Source organism: Alteromonas sp. MmMcT2-5 (assembly GCF_022348315.1).
Lineage (GTDB): Bacteria > Pseudomonadota > Gammaproteobacteria > Enterobacterales > Alteromonadaceae > Alteromonas > Alteromonas macleodii.
Map to the genome: position 1 here is coordinate 22,734 of NZ_JAKRFB010000004.1, position 21,363 is coordinate 44,096.

Annotated in this window: 18 protein-coding genes; 9 read left to right on the forward strand and 9 right to left on the reverse strand. The window is 45.0% G+C overall.

Features of this window, described 5'->3' with window-relative positions; translation table 11 throughout:
* Positions 1-32 precede the first annotated feature (32 nt).
* The 6 genes from lpdA to ampD form a co-directional block, all read right to left on the reverse strand.
* Entirely contained in the window at positions 33-1,454 is a 1,422-nt protein-coding gene (gene lpdA / locus MHN09_RS04300; RefSeq protein ID WP_239239302.1) for a dihydrolipoyl dehydrogenase, read from the reverse strand.
* A 132-nt stretch (positions 1,455-1,586) separates the two neighbouring features.
* A complete protein-coding gene (gene aceF, locus MHN09_RS04305; RefSeq protein WP_239239304.1) occupies positions 1,587-3,635 on the reverse strand; it encodes a pyruvate dehydrogenase complex dihydrolipoyllysine-residue acetyltransferase in 2,049 nt (682 codons plus the stop codon).
* Positions 3,636-3,656: 21 nt separating this feature from the next.
* Positions 3,657-6,332, reverse strand: coding sequence for a pyruvate dehydrogenase (acetyl-transferring), homodimeric type (gene aceE, locus MHN09_RS04310; protein ID WP_039232184.1), 2,676 nt, complete (start codon positions 6,330-6,332; stop codon positions 3,657-3,659).
* Positions 6,333-6,543: 211 nt separating this feature from the next.
* The gene (gene pdhR, locus MHN09_RS04315) at positions 6,544-7,290 is read right to left on the reverse strand and encodes a pyruvate dehydrogenase complex transcriptional repressor PdhR (RefSeq protein ID WP_014950397.1); all 747 of its coding nucleotides are present in this window, start codon (positions 7,288-7,290) and stop codon (positions 6,544-6,546) included.
* Positions 7,291-7,655: 365 nt separating this feature from the next.
* Positions 7,656-8,558 carry a beta-lactamase regulator AmpE gene (ampE, locus tag MHN09_RS04320; protein ID WP_039228009.1) on the reverse strand — a complete coding sequence of 301 codons (903 nt, stop codon included), beginning with the start codon at positions 8,556-8,558 and terminating at the stop codon, positions 7,656-7,658.
* A 42-nt stretch (positions 8,559-8,600) separates the two neighbouring features.
* Entirely contained in the window at positions 8,601-9,140 is a 540-nt protein-coding gene (ampD, locus tag MHN09_RS04325; RefSeq protein ID WP_239239306.1) for a 1,6-anhydro-N-acetylmuramyl-L-alanine amidase AmpD, read from the reverse strand.
* A gap of 183 nt (positions 9,141-9,323) precedes the next feature.
* Between ampD and MHN09_RS04330 the strand changes: the two genes are divergently transcribed.
* The 9 genes from MHN09_RS04330 (at position 9,324) to MHN09_RS04370 (ending at position 17,040) form a co-directional block, all read left to right on the forward strand.
* Positions 9,324-9,842: a TIGR02281 family clan AA aspartic protease gene (locus MHN09_RS04330; RefSeq protein WP_014950400.1), complete on the forward strand. Its 519-nt coding sequence runs from the start codon at positions 9,324-9,326 to the stop codon at positions 9,840-9,842.
* Positions 9,843-9,874: 32 nt separating this feature from the next.
* On the forward strand, positions 9,875-10,729 hold the full coding sequence (gene nadC, locus MHN09_RS04335; protein WP_039232174.1) for a carboxylating nicotinate-nucleotide diphosphorylase: 855 nt from the start codon (positions 9,875-9,877) through the stop codon (positions 10,727-10,729).
* Between the two features lie 569 nt (positions 10,730-11,298).
* Complete coding sequence (locus MHN09_RS04340) at positions 11,299-11,721, forward strand: prepilin-type N-terminal cleavage/methylation domain-containing protein (protein WP_275446423.1); 423 nt, start codon at positions 11,299-11,301, stop codon at positions 11,719-11,721.
* 85 nt (positions 11,722-11,806) lie between these two features.
* The gene (locus MHN09_RS04345) at positions 11,807-13,015 is read left to right on the forward strand and encodes a type II secretion system F family protein (RefSeq protein ID WP_156086798.1); all 1,209 of its coding nucleotides are present in this window, start codon (positions 11,807-11,809) and stop codon (positions 13,013-13,015) included.
* Positions 13,016-13,067: 52 nt separating this feature from the next.
* Positions 13,068-13,961, forward strand: coding sequence for an A24 family peptidase (locus MHN09_RS04350; RefSeq protein ID WP_239239308.1), 894 nt, complete (start codon positions 13,068-13,070; stop codon positions 13,959-13,961).
* An 18-nt stretch (positions 13,962-13,979) separates the two neighbouring features.
* Positions 13,980-14,591 (forward strand): dephospho-CoA kinase, encoded by a 612-nt coding sequence (gene coaE / locus MHN09_RS04355; RefSeq protein ID WP_168462669.1) that lies wholly within the window; start codon positions 13,980-13,982, stop codon positions 14,589-14,591.
* Positions 14,592-14,834: 243 nt separating this feature from the next.
* The gene (gene zapD / locus MHN09_RS04360) at positions 14,835-15,587 is read left to right on the forward strand and encodes a cell division protein ZapD (RefSeq protein ID WP_039227984.1); all 753 of its coding nucleotides are present in this window, start codon (positions 14,835-14,837) and stop codon (positions 15,585-15,587) included.
* 133 nt (positions 15,588-15,720) lie between these two features.
* Positions 15,721-15,948 carry a DNA gyrase inhibitor YacG gene (yacG, locus tag MHN09_RS04365; RefSeq protein WP_014980027.1) on the forward strand — a complete coding sequence of 76 codons (228 nt, stop codon included), beginning with the start codon at positions 15,721-15,723 and terminating at the stop codon, positions 15,946-15,948.
* 219 nt (positions 15,949-16,167) lie between these two features.
* Positions 16,168-17,040, forward strand: coding sequence for an aspartoacylase (locus MHN09_RS04370; RefSeq protein ID WP_239239311.1), 873 nt, complete (start codon positions 16,168-16,170; stop codon positions 17,038-17,040).
* 122 nt (positions 17,041-17,162) lie between these two features.
* On the opposite strand, the gene mutT is transcribed toward MHN09_RS04370, so the two are convergent.
* The 3 genes from mutT to MHN09_RS04385 all read right to left on the reverse strand — a co-directional run bounded on the left by mutT (position 17,163) and on the right by MHN09_RS04385 (position 21,314).
* Positions 17,163-17,546 carry an 8-oxo-dGTP diphosphatase MutT gene (gene mutT / locus MHN09_RS04375; RefSeq protein ID WP_239239314.1) on the reverse strand — a complete coding sequence of 128 codons (384 nt, stop codon included), beginning with the start codon at positions 17,544-17,546 and terminating at the stop codon, positions 17,163-17,165.
* Complete coding sequence (gene secA, locus MHN09_RS04380; RefSeq protein WP_239239316.1) at positions 17,546-20,254, reverse strand: preprotein translocase subunit SecA; 2,709 nt, start codon at positions 20,252-20,254, stop codon at positions 17,546-17,548. The genes mutT and secA overlap by 1 nt, the downstream gene beginning before the upstream one ends.
* Before the next feature lie 181 nt (positions 20,255-20,435).
* Positions 20,436-21,314 (reverse strand): M23 family metallopeptidase, encoded by an 879-nt coding sequence (locus MHN09_RS04385; protein WP_239239319.1) that lies wholly within the window; start codon positions 21,312-21,314, stop codon positions 20,436-20,438.
* Between the last annotated feature and the right edge of the window lie 49 nt (positions 21,315-21,363).

Genomic DNA, 21,363 nt, shown 5'->3' on the forward strand with positions numbered 1-21,363 from the left:
GGTTTTTTCGTAGTTCGAACAAAGAAGCTAATTTACTTCTTTTTCTTTGCTTTCGGGTTTGGCAGGTCAGTAATACTTCCTTCGAAGATTTCAGACGCAAGACCAATTGATTCGTTAAGCGTTGGGTGAGCGTGGATAGTCAATGCTACGTCTTCAGCGTCAGCACCCATCTCAATAGCTAGGCCGATTTCGCCAAGCATTTCGCCCGCGTTGGTACCTACCATAGCACCACCGATTACGCGGCCCGTTTCTTTTTCGAAAATCATCTTGGTCATACCGTTAGTTGCATCAGATGCAATTGCACGGCCTGAAGCAGCCCATGGGAACGTTGCTGTTTCATAGCTTACGCCCTGCTCTTTCGCTTCTTTTTCAGTTAGACCAACCCAAGCAACTTCTGGCTCAGTGTACGCTACTGAAGGAATAGCACGTGGGTCGAAGTAATGCTTCTGTCCAGCAATAACTTCTGCAGCAACGTGACCTTCGTGAACCGCTTTGTGCGCAAGCATTGGCTGACCTACAAGGTCACCGATTGCGAAGATGTGGTCAACGTTAGTACGCATTTGCTTATCAACGTTGATGAAGCCACGCTCGTCAACGTTTACGCCAGCCGCATCTGCGCCAACTAGCTTACCGTTTGGCTTACGACCAACAGCAACAAGTACTTTGTCGTAGCGTACTGGCTCTGCAGGCGCTTTCTTGCCTTCAAATGTTACGTACAAGCCATCGTCTTTTGCTTCAACCGCAGTCACTTTGGTTTCAAGCATGATGTTAAACTTGTCTTTGTAGTCTTTCATGAACACTTTCATGATGTCTTTGTCAGCTGCTGGAATTAGCTGATCTAAGAATTCAACTACATCAATGTTCGAGCCAAGTGCTTCGTACACAGTACCCATTTCTAGACCGATGATACCACCGCCTAGTACTAGCATTTTCTCTGGAATGTCTTTCATTTCCAGTGCGCCAGTTGAGTCAATTACACGCTCATCTTCTGGGATGAACGGTAGGCTTACTGGCTCAGAACCCGCAGCGATAATCGCTTTCTCGAAAGTAATAGTAGTAACGTCGTCACCATTTTTTACTTCTAGGGTGTTTGCGCCTGTAAATTTACCGAAGCCTTGTACATGCTTGGTTTTACGCATTTTAGACATACCGCTAAGGCCATTTGTTAGTTGCTTAACAACGCCGTCTTTGTATTCGCGGATTTTATCTAAATCGATGGTAGGCTCGCCAAACGACACACCGTGGCTAGCAAGGTGCTTCGCTTCTTTCATCACTTTAGCAACGTGAAGAAGTGCTTTTGAAGGGATACAGCCAACGTTAAGACAAACACCACCAAGCGTGTCGCGTGAGTCTACGATAACTGTTTCAATACCTAAGTCAGCCGCACGGAATGCTGCTGAATAACCGCCAGGGCCGCCGCCCAGTACCACCAATTGCGTTTTAATTTCGCTCATTGTGAACCTCAATCCTGTTCTTGTAGGGTCATGCTATTACTTTTGTGTAATAGCATAACCTAAATGCCACCAAATGGGCTTATAAAATCGTCGAAAATGTTACTGATATTGTAAACTTTTTCGACCTTTTATTTAAAGTATGATTCTGCGTAAGTCAGTTAGGTTTGCAGCAACCTCTGTAGAGAATCTTGCACCTACCGCACCATCGATGACTCGGTGGTCGTATGACAGGCTTAGCGGCACCATTAAGCGCGGCTCAAACTCTTTACCATTCCACTTAGGCTTCATCTCAGACTTCGACACACCTAATATGGCGACTTCTGGTGCATTTACAATAGGTGTAAACGCTGTGCCACCAATACCGCCTAGACTAGAGATGGTGAACGTTCCACCCTGCATGTCAGCCGCTTTAAGCTTGCCTTCACGGGCTTTCTTAGAGGTGTCGATAAGCTCTTGAGACAGCTGCTCAATACCTTTCTTATTCACGTCACGAATAACAGGTACAACAAGGCCTCCCGGTGTTTCAACCGCAATGCCAATGTTGATAAACTTCTTAATGATTAAGCTCTCGCCGTCGTCAGACAGTGATGAGTTGAATACTTCGTATTTCTCAAGGGCTTTCGCTACCGCTTTCATAACGAATACTAGTGGCGTGATCTTAAGACCAGACTTAATTTTCGCGTGGTAAGCGTTTTGCTCTTTACGGAATTCTTCAACTTCAGTGATATCTGCTTCGTCGAACTGCGTAACGTGCGGGATAGTCGCCCAGTTACGGTGTAAGAAAGGTCCAGAGATCTTTTGAATTCGAGAAAGCTTTTGTTCTTCAATCTCACCAAACTTGCTGTGATCAACAGGCTTAACCGGCACGATTTGAAGTACGTTGTCGCCCACAGGCGCACTGCCTGAAGCTGCTGCTGTGCGAGGTTTCGCAAGCTCAGCTTTCACATAGGCTTGAACGTCTTCTTTCAAGATACGGTTTTTAGGGCCAGAGCCGTTAACTTGAGTCAGGTCTACACCAAACTCACGAGCGATACGGCGTACCGAAGGAGAAGCATGTGCTTTACCTGTATTCTTGGCTTCTGGCGCTGGAGGCACAGGAGAGCGACCTTGCGAAGCTTCCTGTTGTGACGCTTGTTGAGTCTCTTCTTGCTGTGAGTCTTGTTTAGTCTCTTCTTGCTTAGGTGCTTCAGCAGGCTTTTCAGCTGCACTTGAAGACGAGCCACCGCTGGTCTCTAGCTTAACAACCAAGGTGCCTTGCTTAACTTTGTCGCCCGTTTTGATAAAGACTTCTTTAATCGTACCTGCATGCGTTGAAGGCACATCCATGGTGGCTTTATCAGTTTCTAGCGTAATTAGACCGTCTTCTTTTTCAACGGTATCGCCAGCTGATACAAGTACATCGATAACGTCAACTTCACCGTCTTCACCAATGTCTGGTACAGCTACTTCGATAGTCTCGCTACCTGCAGATGCCGCTGGCGCTGATTCTTGCTTTTCGCTTTCCTGCGCAGCCGGTGCAGACGCTTCAGAAGAAGCATCGCTAGACGCCGATTCACTTGAAGACGAGCCTGAACCCGCTACTTCAAGCTTAATAACAACTGTGCCTTCTTTCACTTTATCGCCAGTACTGATGAATACTTCTTTCACCGTACCTGCGTGTGTTGAAGGAACGTCCATGGTTGCTTTATCGGTTTCAAGAGTAATTAGCCCATCTTCTTTTTCAATGGTGTCGCCCACTGAAACCAATACGTCGATTACGTCTACTTCGTCGTCAGAACCGATATCCGGTACTGCAACTTCAATCACTTCGCTGCTGCCAGACGCAGCTGGCGCTGCTTCTGACTTGCTTTCGTCTTTTGGTGCTTCTTGCTTAGGTGCATCTTCTTTAGAAGATTCATCTGAAGCGTTTTCTTCAGACGCGCCTTCATCGGCACTGTCACCATTGGCAACTTTCATTTCACCAATCACATCGCCTTCTTTGATTTTATCGCCTACTGATACAGACAGGCTAACAATCTCACCTTCAAACGGTGCTGGGATGTCCATTGACGCCTTGTCACTTTCAACAGTAACAACGCCTTCATCAGCCTCAATGTTGTCGCCTACGGCAACACATAGCTCGATAACTTCAACTTCGTCACCGCCTACGTCGGGTACGATAATCTTTTGAATATCTGACATATGTAAAATACCTTATCTGGCTTACGCGTAAAGTGGGTTAAGTTTTTCAGCGTTAATTTCAAAACGCTTAATGGCTTCTGCTACCACTTTCTTCTCAACGTCACCGCGCTGAGCCAATTCGTAAAGTGATGCCACCACAATGTATGACGCATTAACTTCAAAGTGAGTACGCAAGTTTTCACGGCTATCGCTTCGACCGAAACCGTCTGTACCTAGGCAGCGGTATTCAGTTTCGATGAACGCACGTACTTGGTCTGAGTAGTTCTTCACATAGTCAGTGGCAGAAATCGCAGGACCTGCGTCTTTCGTAATTACCTGACCAATGTAAGGTACTTTTTGCTCAGCTTCTGGGTTTAGCATGTTCCAGCGTGCTACGTCTTGACCTTCACGCGCTAGCTCGTTGAACGAGGTCACTGAGTAAACGTCAGAAGATACGTTGTAGTCGTCACAAAGAATCTGTGCCGCTTTACGTACTTCGTTCAAGATAGTGCCTGAGCCCATCAACTGAACATTCAGCTTAGACTTGTCATTTTCAACGCGCTCTAGCTTGTAAATGCCTTTGATGATTTGCTCAGCAATATCATCGCCTTCAGGCATTTCTGGGTGTTGATAGTTTTCGTTCATCAATGTTAGGTAATAGAAAATATTCTCATTATTACCGTACATGCGACGTAGACCGTCTTGAACGATAACTGCTACTTCGTAACCATACGTTGGGTCGTAAGTAATACAGTTAGGAATTAGGTTCGCTTGAACATGTGAGTGGCCGTCTTGGTGCTGTAGACCTTCACCGTTAAGTGTGGTTCTACCCGCAGTTGCGCCTAATAGGAAACCACGCGCTTGGCTATCGCCTGCCGCCCATGCAAGGTCACCAACACGTTGGAAACCAAACATTGAGTAGTAAATGTAGAACGGAATAGTGGTAGCGTTACACGTTGAGTAAGACGTACCCGACGCAACCCACGATGCCATTGCACCTAGCTCGTTAATACCTTCTTGTAATACCTGACCTTTCTTATCTTCGCGATAGTAAGCGACTTGGTCGGCATCTTGCGGTACGTATTTCTGGCCTTCATTAGCGTAAATACCTACCTGACGGAACAAGCCTTCCATACCAAATGTACGGGCTTCATCAGGAATAATTGGCACAATACGCTTACCAATTTTCTTATCTTTCAATAGAGCGTTAAGTACACGTACAAACGTCATGGTTGACGATACTTGACGGTCACCTGAACCTTTTAAGATGGCGTCGAATGCACTTAGCTCAGGAATTTCAAGCTGCTCTTCAGCCTGTTCACGGCGAGAAGGCAAGTAACCGCCTAGTGCTTCACGACGCTCACGAAGGTACTTCATTTCTTCGCTGTCTTCGTCGAACTTGAAGTATGGCAGGTCAGCAATTTTCTCGTCTGCTACAGGAATATTGAAACGATCGCGGAACGCTTTGATTGAATCAACGTCCATTTTCTTAACGTTGTGCGCCACGTTTTGTGCTTCGCCTGATGCACCTAGACCGAAACCTTTAACCGTTTTAGCAAGGATTACCGTTGGACGACCTTTCGTATCAATGGCTTTTTGGTAAGCCGCGAATACCTTAACTGGATCGTGACCACCACGGTTCAAGCGCCAGATGTCGTCGTCAGACATGTTCGCTACAAGTGCCGCTGTTTCAGGATACTTGTTGAAGAAGTTTTCACGGGTGTACTTGCCGCCTTTGGCTTTACAGTTCTGGTATTCACCGTCTACCGTTTCGCCCATAAGCTGGATAAGCTTGCCAGATTTATCACGAGCCAGTAGCTCATCCCAGTAGCTACCCCAAATAACTTTCACTACTTCCCAGCCAGCGCCGCGGAACGTACCTTCAAGTTCTTGGATAATTTTGCCGTTACCACGTACCGGGCCGTCTAGACGCTGAAGGTTACAGTTGATAACAAACGTTAGGTTGTCTAGGCCTTCACGAGAAGCAAGACCAATTGCACCCAAGCTCTCTGGCTCATCACACTCACCGTCACCCATGTAGCAGTAAACACGCTGACCTGAACAGTCTTTAATACCACGGTTAGTTAGGTACTTAAGGAAGCGCGCTGTGTAGATAGCTTGAAGTGGACCAAGACCCATAGATACGGTTGGGAATTGCCAGTAGTCTTTCATCAAGTGAGGGTGTGGGTAAGACGACAGACCATCGCCAGCACACTCTTGACGGAAGTTGTTTAACTGTTCTTCAGTTAAGTTGCCTTCCATATATGAGCGCGCATAAATACCTGGAGAAATATGGCCCTGAGCGAAAATAAAGTCGCCGCCTTGATTTTCGTTAGGCGCTTTGAAGAAGTGGTTAAAGCCAACATCGTAAAGCATAGCCGATGATGCGAAGCTACCAATGTGACCACCAAGCTCTAGGTCTTTCTTAGATGCACGCAATACAATCATCAATGCGTTCCAACGAATTGCCGCACGGATGCGCGCTTCGATGGTCAAGTCACCAGGCATTTTTGGCTCTTGCGCTGCTGGGATAGTATTGATGTAGGCAGTAGTTGCGTCATACGGTAGATGCGCTCCGCTGCGACGAGCTTTATCAATAAGTTTTTCGAGTAAATAGTGGGCGCGTTCTACGCCTTCCTCTTCTAAAACCGACTCAAGCGCATCAATCCACTCTTTAGTTTCTTGAGGATCTACATCTTGGTGCATCATATCAGACATGGTGCCATCCTATTTTTTGCTTATATAGAAAATCCTCCCTTAGCATTGCCTCTACTCTTAAAGGCGCTAAAAGAAGGAAAACTAAATTACGTTGTACTCACAGTGACCCAATCTGGCTCACCTGCTTTTGCAGTGGCACAGGAAAAACCTGACCGGCCTCTGCGAATGAATAGCTATCTAGCCCTTATCTTATAAAAGGTCAGACTAGTAACTAAATCTCTAATCGTCGCAATGCGCGCTGTACGCGGGTATCGCGTTGATTAATGGTTAATAGCGTTTTTTCAATAAACGCCAAATGCGTATTACATGCCTGACGCGCAGCTTCAGGGTCGCGAGAAGCAATGGCTTCTACAATTTCACGACGCTGCTTAGCAATGTCTTCCACCGCTTCAGGGTGCGCTGCCAGCATGTCAAAGTTTCGTTCAATATTGTCCACCAGCATGCTTTGCATGGTGCTCATTACGTGCAACAACACCATATTGTGTGATGCTCTTGCCATAATGATATAAAACTGTCCTAGCGCCTCAGCTTGGGCACGCTTGCTTTCGTGCGCTTTAGGCGTAGGTACGTCGTTCAATGCTTGCTTCAATGCGTTGTAATCTTCAGGTTGACCACGAAGTGCCGCGTAGTACGCCGCCATCCCTTCAAGCGCATGACGAAATTCAAGCAAATCAAATTGAGTTTCAGGACGCTGGCTAACTAAGTCCATTAGGGGGTCTGTCATGGCAGAATTAAGGTTGCGATTAACAAACGTACCGCCGCCTTGCTTACGTTCTACCAACCCACGTGCCTGTAGATTACCAATGGCTTCCCTAAGCGAAGGTCGCGATACATCAAATTCAAGCGCAAGCTCTCTCTCTGGCGGTAATTTCTGACCAGCCAATAACGTACCGTCGAGTATCATTGACTCGAGTTGCTCGGTAATCACATCAGAGAGTTTTTTTCGCTGCTGCCGCATGCGCTCTACGTATCCTTCTATTTAAACCGTGCTCTATAACAATAGCGACGTTATAAGAGCGGTGAATGTAAAAAATAATCGTGGAATATTTAATCACAAACACAATTGGTAATACCATTTTACCTATCTAGTTTAAGGCAGATCGATTTCGAGGTAAATACTCACAAGCATAGCAAAGCATTTACCTTTTGCTGGGTGTTAAGCTTTATTGTTGAATTTGTTAAGAAAAATCAGTAACCGTAAACTGGTCTGATGAGGAAGAGAGAATGCAGTAATAGGGGCAAAGCGCCTGATCTACATACAATTAATAAATAGACCAAACGCCCTTCTAAGCCAAGTAGGCTAGTAAATGTTAAAAATAATGACTATGCAAGACTGCCTACAAGCGTGAGCGCTGATGTTATTACAAGAAGAAAAATAACATTACGTTTTGCTAACTTTACAAGCACCTTCGGTTCTATTGCTGCATTTTCAGCCTGCAACTGCTGTTCATCAGGCGTTAGAATCTCAGCTTTCGAAGAAATTTGTGTAAGCACATCGTATGCAGGTACATCGAACTGAAGTGCATACTTAATCCACTCAGGCAACGCTCGTGAGAAATGTCCCATCATCAACATGCCAAAAGCGGTAACGCGAACAGGAATATAATCGAGCGCAAACATCAATCTTCCCGCAGCGGCTTTTAAAGGGTGATTTGCATCACACAATGCCTCGGTTGTGCTTCGACTCAAGCTATAAAACAGCGCGCCAGGTGCACCAAAAGCAATAAACCACAGCATCACAGCGGCATAGTGTTGATAGTTAAGCCAAGTAAGGTGTTGGCCAAAAGTTTTGCCTTCTGTACCCGCACTTCCGTCACTGTCTGTTTGACTTGCACAATGCCCTAGTTGGTCGGTGTACATACTGCACGCCTGAAGGTCACCTCGATCAGCAGCATTCAAAAAACTCTTGTAGACGGCTCGCAATGCAGGGCAGCCAATACAGATGAACAAAATTATGCTTTGCTCTATAAACGTAAGAAATGCACCAAGTACCCAGTATTCAATTGCTCCCAGCACTACTGCGGGAAGTAAAAGATAGAAATAAAGTGCTGTGGATGAGGCCTTTTTACTCCCCTCCTCACCTTCATTTCCTTCTTGAAACTTAATCAACCCTTTATCTTGAAGAAAAGCACGATATTGAGCGGCATACTTTTCAATATGCCAATTAGGTGTTTTTGTTATCAACCGCTCGAGGCTGAGAACTAATAGCAAGCTCATTAACATCATAGGTATTGAGTTTCCTTTTTTCTGCAGTGCGGATTAGTTAAATTATTTAAACCCAGCAACGCGCATTCTATATCTTGCCCAATCGAAAGCTGCACCAGGGTCAGTTTTTCGCCCTGGTGCTATATCATTATGGCCTACGATACGCCCTAAAGTGATCCGAGGATAGTATCTCGTAATAAAATCAGTGAGTTCGCCAAGGGCTTGGTACTGTGCATCGGTGTAAGGCAACGTATCAGTACCTTCAAGTTCAATACCTATAGCATAGTCGTTACAGCGGCTGCGGCCTTGAAATGAAGACAGGCCCGCGTGCCATGCCCGCTGTTCAAGGGGCACAAATTGCTCTATTTCACCCGTTCGATAAATTACACAATGAGCAGAGACCCGTAACCCAGCAATTTCTCTATAGAAAGGATGTTCATCAGGATTGAGGGTTCCGGTAAACAATTGGCGAATGCCCGGCGTACCAAACTGTGAAGGAGGTAGTGAAATATTGTGTATCACTAACAGGCTAACGTCTGCGCTGTCAGGACGGGCATCATAATGCGGACTTGCTGTGTACTTTGCTTCGTTGTAAAGCACCATAGTATTTGCTTCGATAATTGATTTTCTGCGTTATAGCCTACATTGTATATGGATATAAGTGTATAGGGCTATACATTGCATTCTAATAAGCTAATCAGCACGTTAGTCCTTTGCTTAAGAGATTACGCCGAGTATTTAGCAATACGAAAAGCGGTGCACCACTATTATAAGAAAGGTAGAAGCATGAATGAACAACAAGACCCGACAGCGTCGACGGGTAAATGGATGGTTGCGCTTGCTTGGATTTGCGGTTTTGGTCTACTGGTTTTTGTTTTCTCAGATCTTTTAGAAAAACAAATTAACCCAAATAGCGAACCAACATCAGAGCGTATTGGTTCACAAACCGAAGTCCGACTTAAGCAAAATCGCCAAGGTCACTATGTGACAACAGGTTATATTAATGGTGAGGAAGTCGTATTTCTTGTTGATACAGGTGCCACTGACGTGGCCGTTCCCGCTCATTTGGCTAACAAGCTTCAACTCAAAGCGGGTCGAGAAGGGTTAGCCAGCACAGCTAACGGCGTTGTAAGAGTCGCCGAATCGACTATTGAAACTTTGCGCATTGGTGAAATTGTGGTGCGCGATGTAAAAGCAAACTTAAACCCCGGTATGCAAGATGACCATATATTGCTGGGAATGAGTGTTCTTCGCCAATTAGAGTTTACTCAGCGCGGAGAATGGTTAATATTGCGTACCCTTTAAATACACAGATAGCATAGATCATAGCGATGAAGATGACATCACCAGACATGCAAGCGATTCGAGAGCAAGTATCGAACGCACTTATTGAAGATCTTGGCGGCGAATTAAATGCTGCAAACGACATTACGGCGAACCTGATAGATGAAAGTGTCAATGCAAAAGCCACTATTATTACGCGAGAGCCTTGCGTGGTTTGTGGAATCGCATGGGCAAACCAAGCATTTGCACTAATCGACGAGTCGGTGTCGCTAACGTGGCATGTAAAAGATGGTGACAAAGTTGATGCCAACACCGTACTGGTTAGTTTGGAAGGCTCTGCTCGCGCGATATTGACGGCAGAACGTACGGCGCTTAACTTCCTACAAACCCTGTCAGCAACCGCCACTGTTACTGCCTTTTACGCTAAGTATTTAGATGGCTCCAACACTAAAATTCTCGATACCCGCAAAACGTTGCCAGGTTTGCGGCACGCACAGAAATACGCGGTGCGTTGTGGTGGTGGTCAAAACCATCGTGTGGGTTTGTTCGATGCATTCTTAATTAAAGAAAATCACATATTTTCTTGCGGAAACATAGAGAAAGCCGTAAGCCGAGCGAAAACAATGATGCCGGGCAAGCCTGTTGAAGTAGAAGTAGAGAACTTAACCGAGCTTGAACAAGCCCTTAGTGCAGGTGCCGACATTGTCATGCTGGATAATTTTTCTAACGAACAGATCCAACAGGCAGTAGCGCTCAACAAAGGTCAATGTAAACTGGAAGTATCAGGAAACATTACTGATGAACGACTGGCTTCGCTCGCGAAATTAGGCGTAGATTACATTTCATCTGGTGCCTTAACTAAACACGTTCAGGCTATTGATTTGTCTTTGCGCATTAATTTGTCCTAGCGAAGCAAGAAAGATAAAGAGCCAAATTAAAAGCTGTAAAGGTGGATTTAACATTAGGTAAGCGAATGTGTTGCTTATCCCCTTGTACTTCCACCTTTATAACGCGGCTTCTTTGTTGCACGTGTTTTATTATAAAGCTAAAGTGTTTCAGTGAAATTCACGTTATCGCAATTATCACTTTCCTATACTGTGGCTTTAATTACTGAAACCTTGATGGTTGAGGTTACACAGTAATTTTAAATCACCGAGTAGATGTATAATTTACAATACGATTACTCGTCATTCTGTTCAGTCATTTCTCGATAATGCTTTTTGTGTATAGATAGGCATACGCACTTAAGTCATTAACTTTTATACGAAAGTTCAAGTGATAAAGCCTGCCAAGGCACTGCGAACCGTGTCATACTGAAAAAGCTAGACATAGGTATATTTGCCTATACTTGTCAGTAACAAATAAAATTCTATACTGAGTATCAAGTACCAGGGGCGTTAAATGGACGACTCGGGTATAAACGTCAATTTGAATTAGATTTAAACTTTACGTGTTATACACGTCCCGGAGAAAAACCATGATGAACATGAATACTAAAAACCAAAAAGGTTTCACCCTTATCGAACTAATGATTGTTGTTGCAATCATAGGTATCCTTGCAGCAATCGCACTTCCTGCTTACCAAAACTACACGCAAAAAGCGAAGTTCACAGAAGTAACTAACGCAACTGCAGCAGCAAAAACTGCTGTAGAGATCTGTTATGCCTCTACTGGTAACATTGCTGATTGTGATGAAGGCGATAATGGCGTTCCTGGTCCTATTACAGCTGATGCTGATACTGTTGGCCTAACAGTTACTGACGGTGTTATTAAAGCGACTGCTTCTGGAAACTCAGGCCTTACAGACGGTACTGATGCAGCTACATACACTTTAACTCCTGACGTTACTGATGGTAACGTTAAGTGGTCGAAAGGCTGTACTCCAGCAGACCTTTGCTAATCGCTGAGTTGTTTGGAAAGCGCCCAGATAAGTCTGGGCGTTTTTGTATTTGAGATACATAACTTCTAAAGTAAAGAGAAAAACCATGGCAAAAGCAGCAACGGTGTTCATTTGGCAAGGAAAAGACCGCCATGGTCAATCACGTAAGGGAGAAATTTCTGCCACTTCCTTATCCGAAGCAAAAAACCTTCTTCGTCGACAAGGGATCTCTGCCAACAAAGTAAAAAAACTAGCTAAACCACTTTTCGGTGGTGGCCAAAAAATAACCCCAGCAGACATTTCTGTCATATCGCGTCAAATCGCCACCATGCTTGCCGCGGGTGTTACACTTATCCAATCGTTAGAAATGATTGCACAAGGTCACTCAAAGCAATCCATGCGGAAACTTTTAGCCGAAATTACCGATGAGGTTAAATCAGGTAACCCGCTCTCATCGGCGCTCAGAAAACACCCTCTTTATTTTGACGATTTATATTGCGACTTGGTTTACACCGGTGAGCAGTCGGGCGCACTTGAAACCATTTATGACCGCATCGCGACCTACAAAGAGAAAGCCGAAGCACTAAAATCAAAAATCAAAAAAGCGATGTTTTACCCTATCGCAGTTTTGGTTGTTGCTTTTATTGTTACGACCATCCTTCTTATATTTGTTGTGCCGCAGTTTGAAGAAATTTTCAGCAGCTTTGGCGCAGAACTCCCTGCCTTCACCCAGTTCGTATTGGCTATTTCACGGTTCGTCCAAGACTACGGTATTTTTATAGCCATAGGTATTGGTGGTGCTGGATTTATGTTTATGCGCACCTATAAGCGAAGCCAGAAGCTACGTGACACGGTAGACCGCAACATTTTAAAAATTCCCGTTATCGGCGAAATTCTAAAAAAAGCCAGTATTGCGCGCTTTACCCGAACCTTAGCCACGACCTTTGCAGCAGGTGTGCCGCTTATTGGCGCACTTGAATCCGCCGCAGGTGCATCGGGTAACGCAGTATACCGCGAAGCCATTTTATACATGCGTAAAGAAGTGGCGGGCGGTATGCCAATGCATGTTGCAATGCGCGCTACACAAGTATTCCCTGACATGGTGACGCAGATGATTGCCATTGGTGAGGAGTCGGGCGCGGTTGATGAAATGCTCAGCAAAATTGCCACCATATATGAAGCTGAAGTAGATGATATGGTAGACGGTTTAACTAGCCTACTAGAACCAATGATCATGGCCGTACTTGGCGTGGTAATCGGCGGCTTGATTGTGGCTATGTACCTCCCTATATTCCAGATGGGTAACGTGGTATAACGTGGCTCAGCACCAAAAGAACGAAAATCAACAGTTATAAGAACCACATACCATGGACGCGATAATTACGCTTAGTCAGCTTTACCCTGCTGTATTCTACTCCCTAGTCTTTTTTGTAAGTTTAATGGTTGGCAGTTTCTTGAATGTGGTGATTTACCGCTTGCCTATTATGATGGAACGCAGCTGGCAGCAAGAGTACCAAAGCTATTTTAGCGAGGGTGAGCCGACACCTAATGATAAAAACTCATCAGCGAAAGAAGAAGTATTTAACCTTGTAAAACCAAACAGCACATGCCCTAGCTGCGGCCACAAAATTCGCGCATGGGAAAATGTTCCTGTTATTAGCTACCTGTTCCTTAAAGGTAAGTGCGCTAAATGCAAAGTTGGAATATCAGTTCGTTACCCGCTGGTTGAATTGTTTACTGCTTTAGCCTGTACGTTTGCGGCCTATCAATTTGGTGTCACATCGCAAGCACTATGGGCCGTATTGTTTACCTACATACTCGTTGCTCTGCTTTTTATTGACTTAGATAAGATGCTATTACCTGACCAGTTGACACTGCCTCTACTGTGGTTGGGGTTACTGTTGAGCACGCAACACATTTTTGTAGGCACCACCGACGCTATTATTGGCGCAGCGGCGGGTTATTTAAGTTTATGGTCTGTTTATTGGCTATTTAAACTTGCCACTGGCAAAGAAGGTATGGGCTATGGCGATTTCAAGCTGCTCGCCGCACTTGGCGCTTATACGGGCTGGCAAGGCTTGCCCATTATTATTTTGCTCTCTTCGTTTGTTGGTGCAATTGCAGGCATACTCATAATGGTGATTCAAAACAAAGGTAAGTCGCTGGCAATTCCTTTTGGTCCCTATCTCGCAGTGGCGGGTTGGCTGACACTGCTTTTTAAAGATGCCATTATTACCACCTATCTTGATTACGTACTTTAGTTTGAAGGTGCCGGCATTATGAATAAGCAGACTCCCTTTGTAGTAGGCCTTACTGGCGGGATAGGTAGCGGTAAATCTGCTGCCACTGATATTTTTGCGTCGTTAGGCATAGACATCGTGGATGCCGACGAGGTCGCAAGAGATGTGGTTGCCGTGGGCTCACAAGGGTTGCTTCAAATAGCTGAGCATTTTGGCGAGCGTATTTTGCTTGAAGACGGTAGCCTTGATCGCGCCGCACTTCGAGAGAAGGTTTTTGCTAACCCAGATGAAAAAACCTGGCTGAACGGCCTTCTCCACCCGCTTATTCGTTCTCGCATGCAACAGCTAATCATGGAATCGGCTTCCCCCTATTGCATCTTGTCTGTTCCACTATTGGTTGAAAACAAGCTTACTGAAATGTGTAACTACGTAGTAGTGGTTGACTGTCCTGAAGCGCTTCAGCTTGAACGCGCCTTAAAGCGAGATGGTAGCTCTGAAGCAACGATAAAAAGTATTATGGCGTCACAAGCTAGCCGTAAAGAACGGCTGAGCGCTGCAGACCATGTATTAGACAATAGCACCAGCCTAAACGCCCTCTCTTCGCAAGTTTCGACCTTGCATGAACACTTACTTTTGCTATCTAAAGCGTGAAGTTGATAGACGAAGTTAACGCAAAAACACATCCCTAATAACTAAATTCACTATCTAAAAGCAGGGCGTTACAGCCTTACGGATTGATTTTTGAAACTTTTTTGACCAATTAACGTCAAAGTAAAGATTTGGCGAACAAGTATACTTGGCTTAAACGCTTTGATGCTTTAGGCTTGTTGCCTTTCACTGTTCAGCTAAATTTTTAGCGATATTTCTCTAAGTCTATGTGTTTTAAGGGGTTCCATGGGTCACGCTGTTTTCGAATTTCCACTAAAGGAAAAAGTACGTAACTATTTACGTGTTGAGCAGCTGCTTGGACAACTTAAGATTACGGCTAAATCAGAACATACTCATCTGCAGCTGGTGTTCTTTGAACAGCTTTTCGAATTACTTGATCTCATTGAAAGACTGGATCTTCGCTCCGATCTTACCAAAGACCTCGAAGCCCATGAAAAGAACTTGGTGTATTGGTCTAAGCACCCGAAAATTGACAGCACCGCCTTAGAACAAGCGCTAAAAACCGTGCTTACCCTAAAACAAAAGCTAAAAACAGACCGCCGTTTTGGTAGTGCTTTGAAAGAAGATAAACTGCTAAGCGCAATCAGGCAGCGCTTTGCCATTCCAGGTGGCGCGTGTAGCTTCGATTTGCCCAATCTTCATTTTTGGTTACAACAACCCCTTGAACAACGCCTCGCTGAAATAGCGCAATGGCTTGAAACGTTAGCCTTACTCGATGATGCTATTGCTGTTAGCCTGTCGTTCATTCGCGAACGAGGTCAATTTGTCAATGTGGTTGCTGACAACGGTTTTTATCAAGGCGCTGCAGAAGATAAAAACGAGTTAATTCGCGTTAAATGTAGCGTTGATGAAGGGTATTACCCTACGCTTAGCGGCAACAAATACCGTTACGCACTCCGCTTCATGCTATTTTCTCCTCAAGAGGGCCAATCTGGCGCAGTGGAAAGCAGTATTCAGTTTCGTTTAGCTGCCTGTTAAACTTAAGACCTGCTGACGTGTGATGTACCGCAAAGATCAGCAGGCCAGAGTCTTTAATTTATTATTTCCCGTCTGCGGTAGTATAAGCAAATCGCAAACTTCGCCGTTTAGACGTATTTCACTGGAGTAAATAATGGAAGTGAAATGTCCTATTTGTGCCAAGCAGGTTGTTTGGGCACCAACAAGCGAATATCGCCCTTTTTGCAGTAAAAAATGCCAACTTATCGATTTAGGTGAATGGGCCGCTGAAGACAGAAAAATAGCCGGCAAGCCTGCAGAAGACGCAACGCCCAAGCATATCGATGTTGAAGAGATAGAGGCGATGCTAGCACAGCAAACAGATGACTTCTTTAAGCACTAATACGCGCTGTCTTTCCCCACAATTTGGCAAACACCAGTATTTAGGTAAATTCCACTAAGACGTATTTTCGTACAAAGCACAGTGGTGTAGTATCGGTTTACTTGATCTCCAAGTCGTGGGTAGATGCGCAGACAGCGAACGTATTAATTCATCACAATATTACTCAATAGATCGCTGCGCAGCCTTCCTCATCCTCAACCTATACAAAAAGGAACATGAATGTTTAATTCTATCGCGCTTGTTGGTGGTACTCATGGAAATGAAACCAGTGGTATTCAGCTTATTCGAAACTGGCAACAGTTTGGGCTACCTTCGCGATTTAATGAGCTAAATGTTTCGTTAAGCATCGCCAATGAAGCGGCCATTGCGGCAAACGTACGTTTCGTAGACGAAGACTTAAACCGTCAGTTTACCTTTGAACGTTTATCGAATAACAATTCTGCGAAAGAAGCTGAGCTTGCTAAGGCTCTTAACCAACAGTTAGGGCCTAAGGGTGATTCGAACACAGATTTTGTGATTGATATTCACAACACCACCAGCGAAATGGGTGCTACGCTCATCATTTTGGAAGCGGATGAGTTTCATATTCAGCTGGCGCGATACGTAAAGCAACAAATGCCAGAAGCCAACATTTTGGTAGAAGACGAAAAGCCCTACCTTGAACATGGTTACCTGTGCACCACTGGTAAGAAAGGTGTAATGATAGAAGTGGGTGGGCAGCCACAGGGCGTGTTAAGAGAAGATGTTTACCTTCTAACACAAACCATGGCTGAAGCAATATTGGATTTTTGTGCCGCGTATAATAAAGGGCAAATTAACACTGACGCTTTGCCTGCCTGTGAAGCTTTTCGTTTAGGCGATAACGTGTCTTTTCCGTTAGATGCTAATGGAAAACGTACCGCCATGATCCATCATTCACTGCAAGATAACGATTTCAAACCTCTCATGCCTGGAGCACCTGTATTTCGGACGTTTGACGGCAAAGATATCGTGTGGGAAAACGAAACTGAAACCTACCCGCACTTTATTAATGAAGCCGCTTATTTCAAACTGGATGTGGCATTTGCCACCGCTGAACGAATAACCTTGTAGGTGTAACTCCGAAAGGGTATATCTTGTTGAGCGTTCTTAATTTTCCAATCTAAAGCAAAAAAATCGCTAAAAATAGAACTGCTCTAAAAGAAAACGGCCACTTTAAGATGTGGCCGTTTTTATTATTTTTGCAATGCGCTAATAATGGGGATATTCGCTTCAGGAAAGTCAGAGGCGTTTAATGATGTCACCTTGACCCACCGCGACTGTTGGCCTTCTTTGCCGTGCGGCTCGCCGGTAAATTCACACACGCGATGAACATCTAGTTTAACTTGCTTGTCGCCGTAATCATGGGTGATCACAATCACAGGCTCGCTGTGATTAACGGTAATTCCCACTTCTTCAGCAAGCTCTCGCTTAAGCGCCTGTAGAACGGTTTCACCCCCTTCCACTTTACCGCCAGGAAATTCCCATTTTCCGCCCTGATGAAGATTGTCAGGGCGAAGCGTAATGAATATTTCATCGCCGCGGGCGATAACGCCCACAGCAACATGTACTACTTTCATTACTTAAGCTTGCCGTGACACTGCTTATACTTTTTACCAGAGCCACAAGGACATGGGTCGTTACGGCCTACTTTCGCACCTTCGCGAACTTGCGTACGTACTTTGTCACTTGCCTCTTCTGGCGTTGCATTCGCTTCTTCGTGCTCGAAGTTCTTAGGCACATCGTCAGCTTGACGACGTTGTTCTTCTACTTTTTGCACGTCTTCTTCAGCTTGTACTTTTACACGAGCAAGAATAGTGATCACTTCAACTTTAAGCGCTTCTAACATTTGTGAGAACAAAGCAAACGACTCACGCTTGTATTCTTGCTTAGGATTTTTCTGCGCATAGCCACGTAAATGAATACCTTGGCGCAGGTGATCCATTGCCGCCAAATGCTCTTTCCAATGGCTGTCTAGGTTTTGAAGCATTACCGCTTTTTCAAACTGGCGCAGCACCTGCTCGCCCACTACCGCTTCTTTCTGCTTATAAGCATCAACGACTTCGCCAAGAATGCGCTCGCGAAGCTTCTCTTCGTAAAGTTTGTCGTCATTTTCAAGCCAGGTCTTGATTGGCAAGTCTACGGCGAAATCGGCACGCATGCGCTCTTCAAGTCCGCTTACATCCCACATTTCTTCTAGAGACTGTGGCGGAATGTACTCATCGACAACACTTGAAATAACGTCTTCACGAATAGCCGCGATAGTCTCGCTAATATCGCCTTCATCAAGAAGCTCATTGCGCTGCTCGTAGATGACTTTACGCTGATCGTTAGCTACATCATCGTATTCAAGCAACTGCTTACGAATGTCGAAGTTACGACCTTCTACTTTGCGCTGTGCATTCTCGATGGCGCGAGTTACCCACGGATGCTCGATGGCTTCACCACGCTCCATACCTAAACGCTTCATCATGTTGCCCATTTTTTCAGAGGCAAAGATACGCATAAGTGCGTCGTCTAATGAAAGGTAGAAACGGCTTGAACCCGGGTCACCCTGACGACCCGAACGACCGCGAAGCTGGTTATCAATACGGCGAGACTCGTGACGCTCTGTACCAATAATATGTAAACCACCTGAGGCAAGCACAGCGTCATGGCTTTCTTTCCATTCAGCTTTGATCTTCTCGATTTGCGCTTCAGTTGGATTTTCAATCTTCTCTACTTCTGCCTGCCAGTTACCACCTAACACGATATCGGTACCACGACCTGCCATGTTAGTCGCAATCGTAACCGCGCCTGGCTTACCAGCCTGAGCAACGATATCTGCTTCGTGTTCGTGGAACTTAGCGTTAAGCACTTTATGAGGAATTTTCGACTTCTTAAGAATGCGAGAAATGAGTTCTGAATTCTCGATAGACACAGTACCCACAAGTGTAGGTTGACCGCGTTTAACGCACTCTTTAATGTCTTCAACAATCGCTTCGTATTTTTCTTCTGCCGTTAGGTATATGAGGTCAGCCATATCTTTACGCTGCATAGGACGGTTTGTTGGGATAACTACCGTTTCTAAGCCATAAATATGGTTAAATTCGAAGGCTTCTGTATCTGCTGTACCTGTCATACCCGCAAGCTTGTTATACAAGCGGAAATAATTCTGGAAGGTAATTGACGCAAGGGTTTGGTTTTCGTTTTGAATACGAACCCCTTCTTTCGCTTCCACAGCTTGGTGCAGACCTTCAGACCAGCGACGGCCTTCCATCGTACGACCCGTATGCTCGTCAACAATAACGATTTGGTCTTCTTTAACGATGTAGTCTACGTCTTTAGCAAACAACTTGTGTGCACGAAGCGCAGCGTTAATATGATGAAGCAGTGAAATATTACCTGCAGCAAACAGCGACTCGCCTTCAGGCAGCATGCCCTCTTGCTGAAGAATTTCCTCAACGTGAACTTGACCGCGCTCGGTAAGATGAATTTGTTTTGCCTTAAGGTCAATCGTGTAGTCACCATCGCCCTCTTGGCCTTCTTCATCCTCTTTTTCTTGCTGAACAAGTTTAGGAATAATGGTGTTGATGCGGCGATATAGCTCTGAGCTATCTTCGGCCTGACCAGAAATAATAAGTGGTGTACGGGCTTCGTCGATAAGAATTGAGTCAACTTCATCCACTACCGCATAGTTGAGCGGGCGCTGTACGCGGTCTTGTGGGCTAAATGCCATATTGTCACGAAGGTAGTCAAAACCAAATTCGTTGTTCGTACCATAGGTTACGTCAGCTTGATAAGCTTCACGCTTTTGCTGCGGCGACATACCAGGCACGTTACAGCCCACACGCATACCTAGGTAAGTAAATAACTGGTTACTCCACTCAGCATCACGACGAGCAAGGTAATCATTCACAGTAACAACGTGAACCCCTTTGCCAGACAAAGCATTGAGGTAAGTTGGCAAGGTAGCAGTAAGCGTCTTACCTTCACCCGTGCGCATTTCTGAAATTTTACCTTGGTGAAGTACTTGACCGCCTAGCATCTGAACGTCGAAGTGACGCATGCCGTATACGCGTTTACTTGCTTCACGCACCGTAGCGAAGGCTTCTACAAGAATATCGTCAAGGGTTTCACCCTTTTCAATACGCGCTTTAAATTCGTCTGTCTTAGCCTTTAGCGCCTCATCGGAAAGCTTTTCAAATTCTGCTTCCAGTGCATTGATGGCATCTACGTTTTTGCGTAATTTTTTTAATAGTCGGTCGTTTCTACTACCGAATACTTTTCGAAGGATGCTTGAAAACATTAGCTTTATTATTCCACTACTTGTCGAGGCGCCGCACAATGTGCACAGCTAAATTAAACGTATAAAACACAACGGTAACCACGTTGTGTTTTGCGATGTTCTAAAATTATGCTTCTTCGTTTTAGATGACTTTTATTTAATAAAAGCACCGTCTACGAGAATTACCTGGCTGCTACCTACGCTACTTTTTGTAGACAAAAGGCAGAGGATCGACTTGTTTTCCGTTTCTTATTACTTCGTAGTGAACATGAACGCCAGTTGAGCGCCCCGTATTGCCCATTTTAGCGATAGGTTCCCCTTTGGTTACCACGTCGCCTATTGAGACAGTAAGGGTGTCGTTATGCCCATAGCGGGTTACAAAACCATCACCGTGATCAATTTCTACAAGTTGGCCATAGCCGTAGCGATCACCAGCCCAGGTCACAATACCTGCAGCAGTTGCCACTACGTTCTCCCCTGCCTTACCAGCGAAATCTAGCCCTTTGTGCATAGTTGGTTCGCCGGTAAACGGGTCGGCCCGCATACCATAATAAGAAGACAACCACCCTGACTCTATCGGACGACCAGATAATTGGCTCTGTTCGTGGATATGGTGACCCCTGACCAAACTTTCAAGCATAGACAACTGTTGAGACTTTAAATCGAGTGATTGCTCTAGTTTGGCTATTTCGCGAAGGATGGGATCGTCTTGAAGGTTATCCGGTATCGATACCGGTACGAAAGCGTCCAGGTCAGCCGCTGACATACCTAATTCTGTTGCGATTTGCTTACCTTTCTCGTCCAGCAATGTAGCCTGCGCAGATAACTCTGCGACGTGAGAAAGCAAAGCTTGTAATTTCACCGTTGTTTGCTGTTTTAACGCTTCAACGTCTTTTTGTCGTTCGTTGACTTCAGTCTGTGCCAAACGAACTCGTGCAATATCTTCTGATACCGATTCTGTTGAACGACTCGACACTAGCATAAAAATAGACGAGAGCACGGTTGCGCTCACAAGCGTACGGACACTAATACTGTGCCTATAGCGTTTATTTTTACCAGCGAGTGTAATTGTTAGTTTCATACCACGAAGAAAATTGCTGTTTCACGCCATTCTTTTTCATACCACTTCA

Excerpts from the sequence above, each read along its gene's own strand:
- lpdA (WP_239239302.1), bottom strand. The coding sequence starts at position 1,454 with ATGAGCGAAATTAAAACGCAATTGGTGGTACTGGGCGGCGGCCCTGGC.
- aceF (WP_239239304.1), bottom strand. The coding sequence starts at position 3,635 with ATGTCAGATATTCAAAAGATTATCGTACCCGACGTAGGCGGTGACGAA.
- aceE (WP_039232184.1), bottom strand. The coding sequence starts at position 6,332 with ATGTCTGATATGATGCACCAAGATGTAGATCCTCAAGAAACTAAAGAG.
- pdhR (WP_014950397.1), bottom strand. The coding sequence starts at position 7,290 with ATGCGGCAGCAGCGAAAAAAACTCTCTGATGTGATTACCGAGCAACTC.
- ampE (WP_039228009.1), bottom strand. The coding sequence starts at position 8,558 with ATGATGTTAATGAGCTTGCTATTAGTTCTCAGCCTCGAGCGGTTGATA.
- ampD (WP_239239306.1), bottom strand. The coding sequence starts at position 9,140 with ATGGTGCTTTACAACGAAGCAAAGTACACAGCAAGTCCGCATTATGAT.
- MHN09_RS04330 (WP_014950400.1), top strand. The coding sequence starts at position 9,324 with ATGAATGAACAACAAGACCCGACAGCGTCGACGGGTAAATGGATGGTT.
- nadC (WP_039232174.1), top strand. The coding sequence starts at position 9,875 with ATGACATCACCAGACATGCAAGCGATTCGAGAGCAAGTATCGAACGCA.
- MHN09_RS04340 (WP_275446423.1), top strand. The coding sequence starts at position 11,299 with ATGATGAACATGAATACTAAAAACCAAAAAGGTTTCACCCTTATCGAA.
- MHN09_RS04345 (WP_156086798.1), top strand. The coding sequence starts at position 11,807 with ATGGCAAAAGCAGCAACGGTGTTCATTTGGCAAGGAAAAGACCGCCAT.
- MHN09_RS04350 (WP_239239308.1), top strand. The coding sequence starts at position 13,068 with ATGGACGCGATAATTACGCTTAGTCAGCTTTACCCTGCTGTATTCTAC.
- coaE (WP_168462669.1), top strand. The coding sequence starts at position 13,980 with ATGAATAAGCAGACTCCCTTTGTAGTAGGCCTTACTGGCGGGATAGGT.
- zapD (WP_039227984.1), top strand. The coding sequence starts at position 14,835 with ATGGGTCACGCTGTTTTCGAATTTCCACTAAAGGAAAAAGTACGTAAC.
- yacG (WP_014980027.1), top strand. The coding sequence starts at position 15,721 with ATGGAAGTGAAATGTCCTATTTGTGCCAAGCAGGTTGTTTGGGCACCA.
- MHN09_RS04370 (WP_239239311.1), top strand. The coding sequence starts at position 16,168 with ATGTTTAATTCTATCGCGCTTGTTGGTGGTACTCATGGAAATGAAACC.
- mutT (WP_239239314.1), bottom strand. The coding sequence starts at position 17,546 with ATGAAAGTAGTACATGTTGCTGTGGGCGTTATCGCCCGCGGCGATGAA.
- secA (WP_239239316.1), bottom strand. The coding sequence starts at position 20,254 with ATGTTTTCAAGCATCCTTCGAAAAGTATTCGGTAGTAGAAACGACCGA.
- MHN09_RS04385 (WP_239239319.1), bottom strand. The coding sequence starts at position 21,314 with ATGAAACTAACAATTACACTCGCTGGTAAAAATAAACGCTATAGGCAC.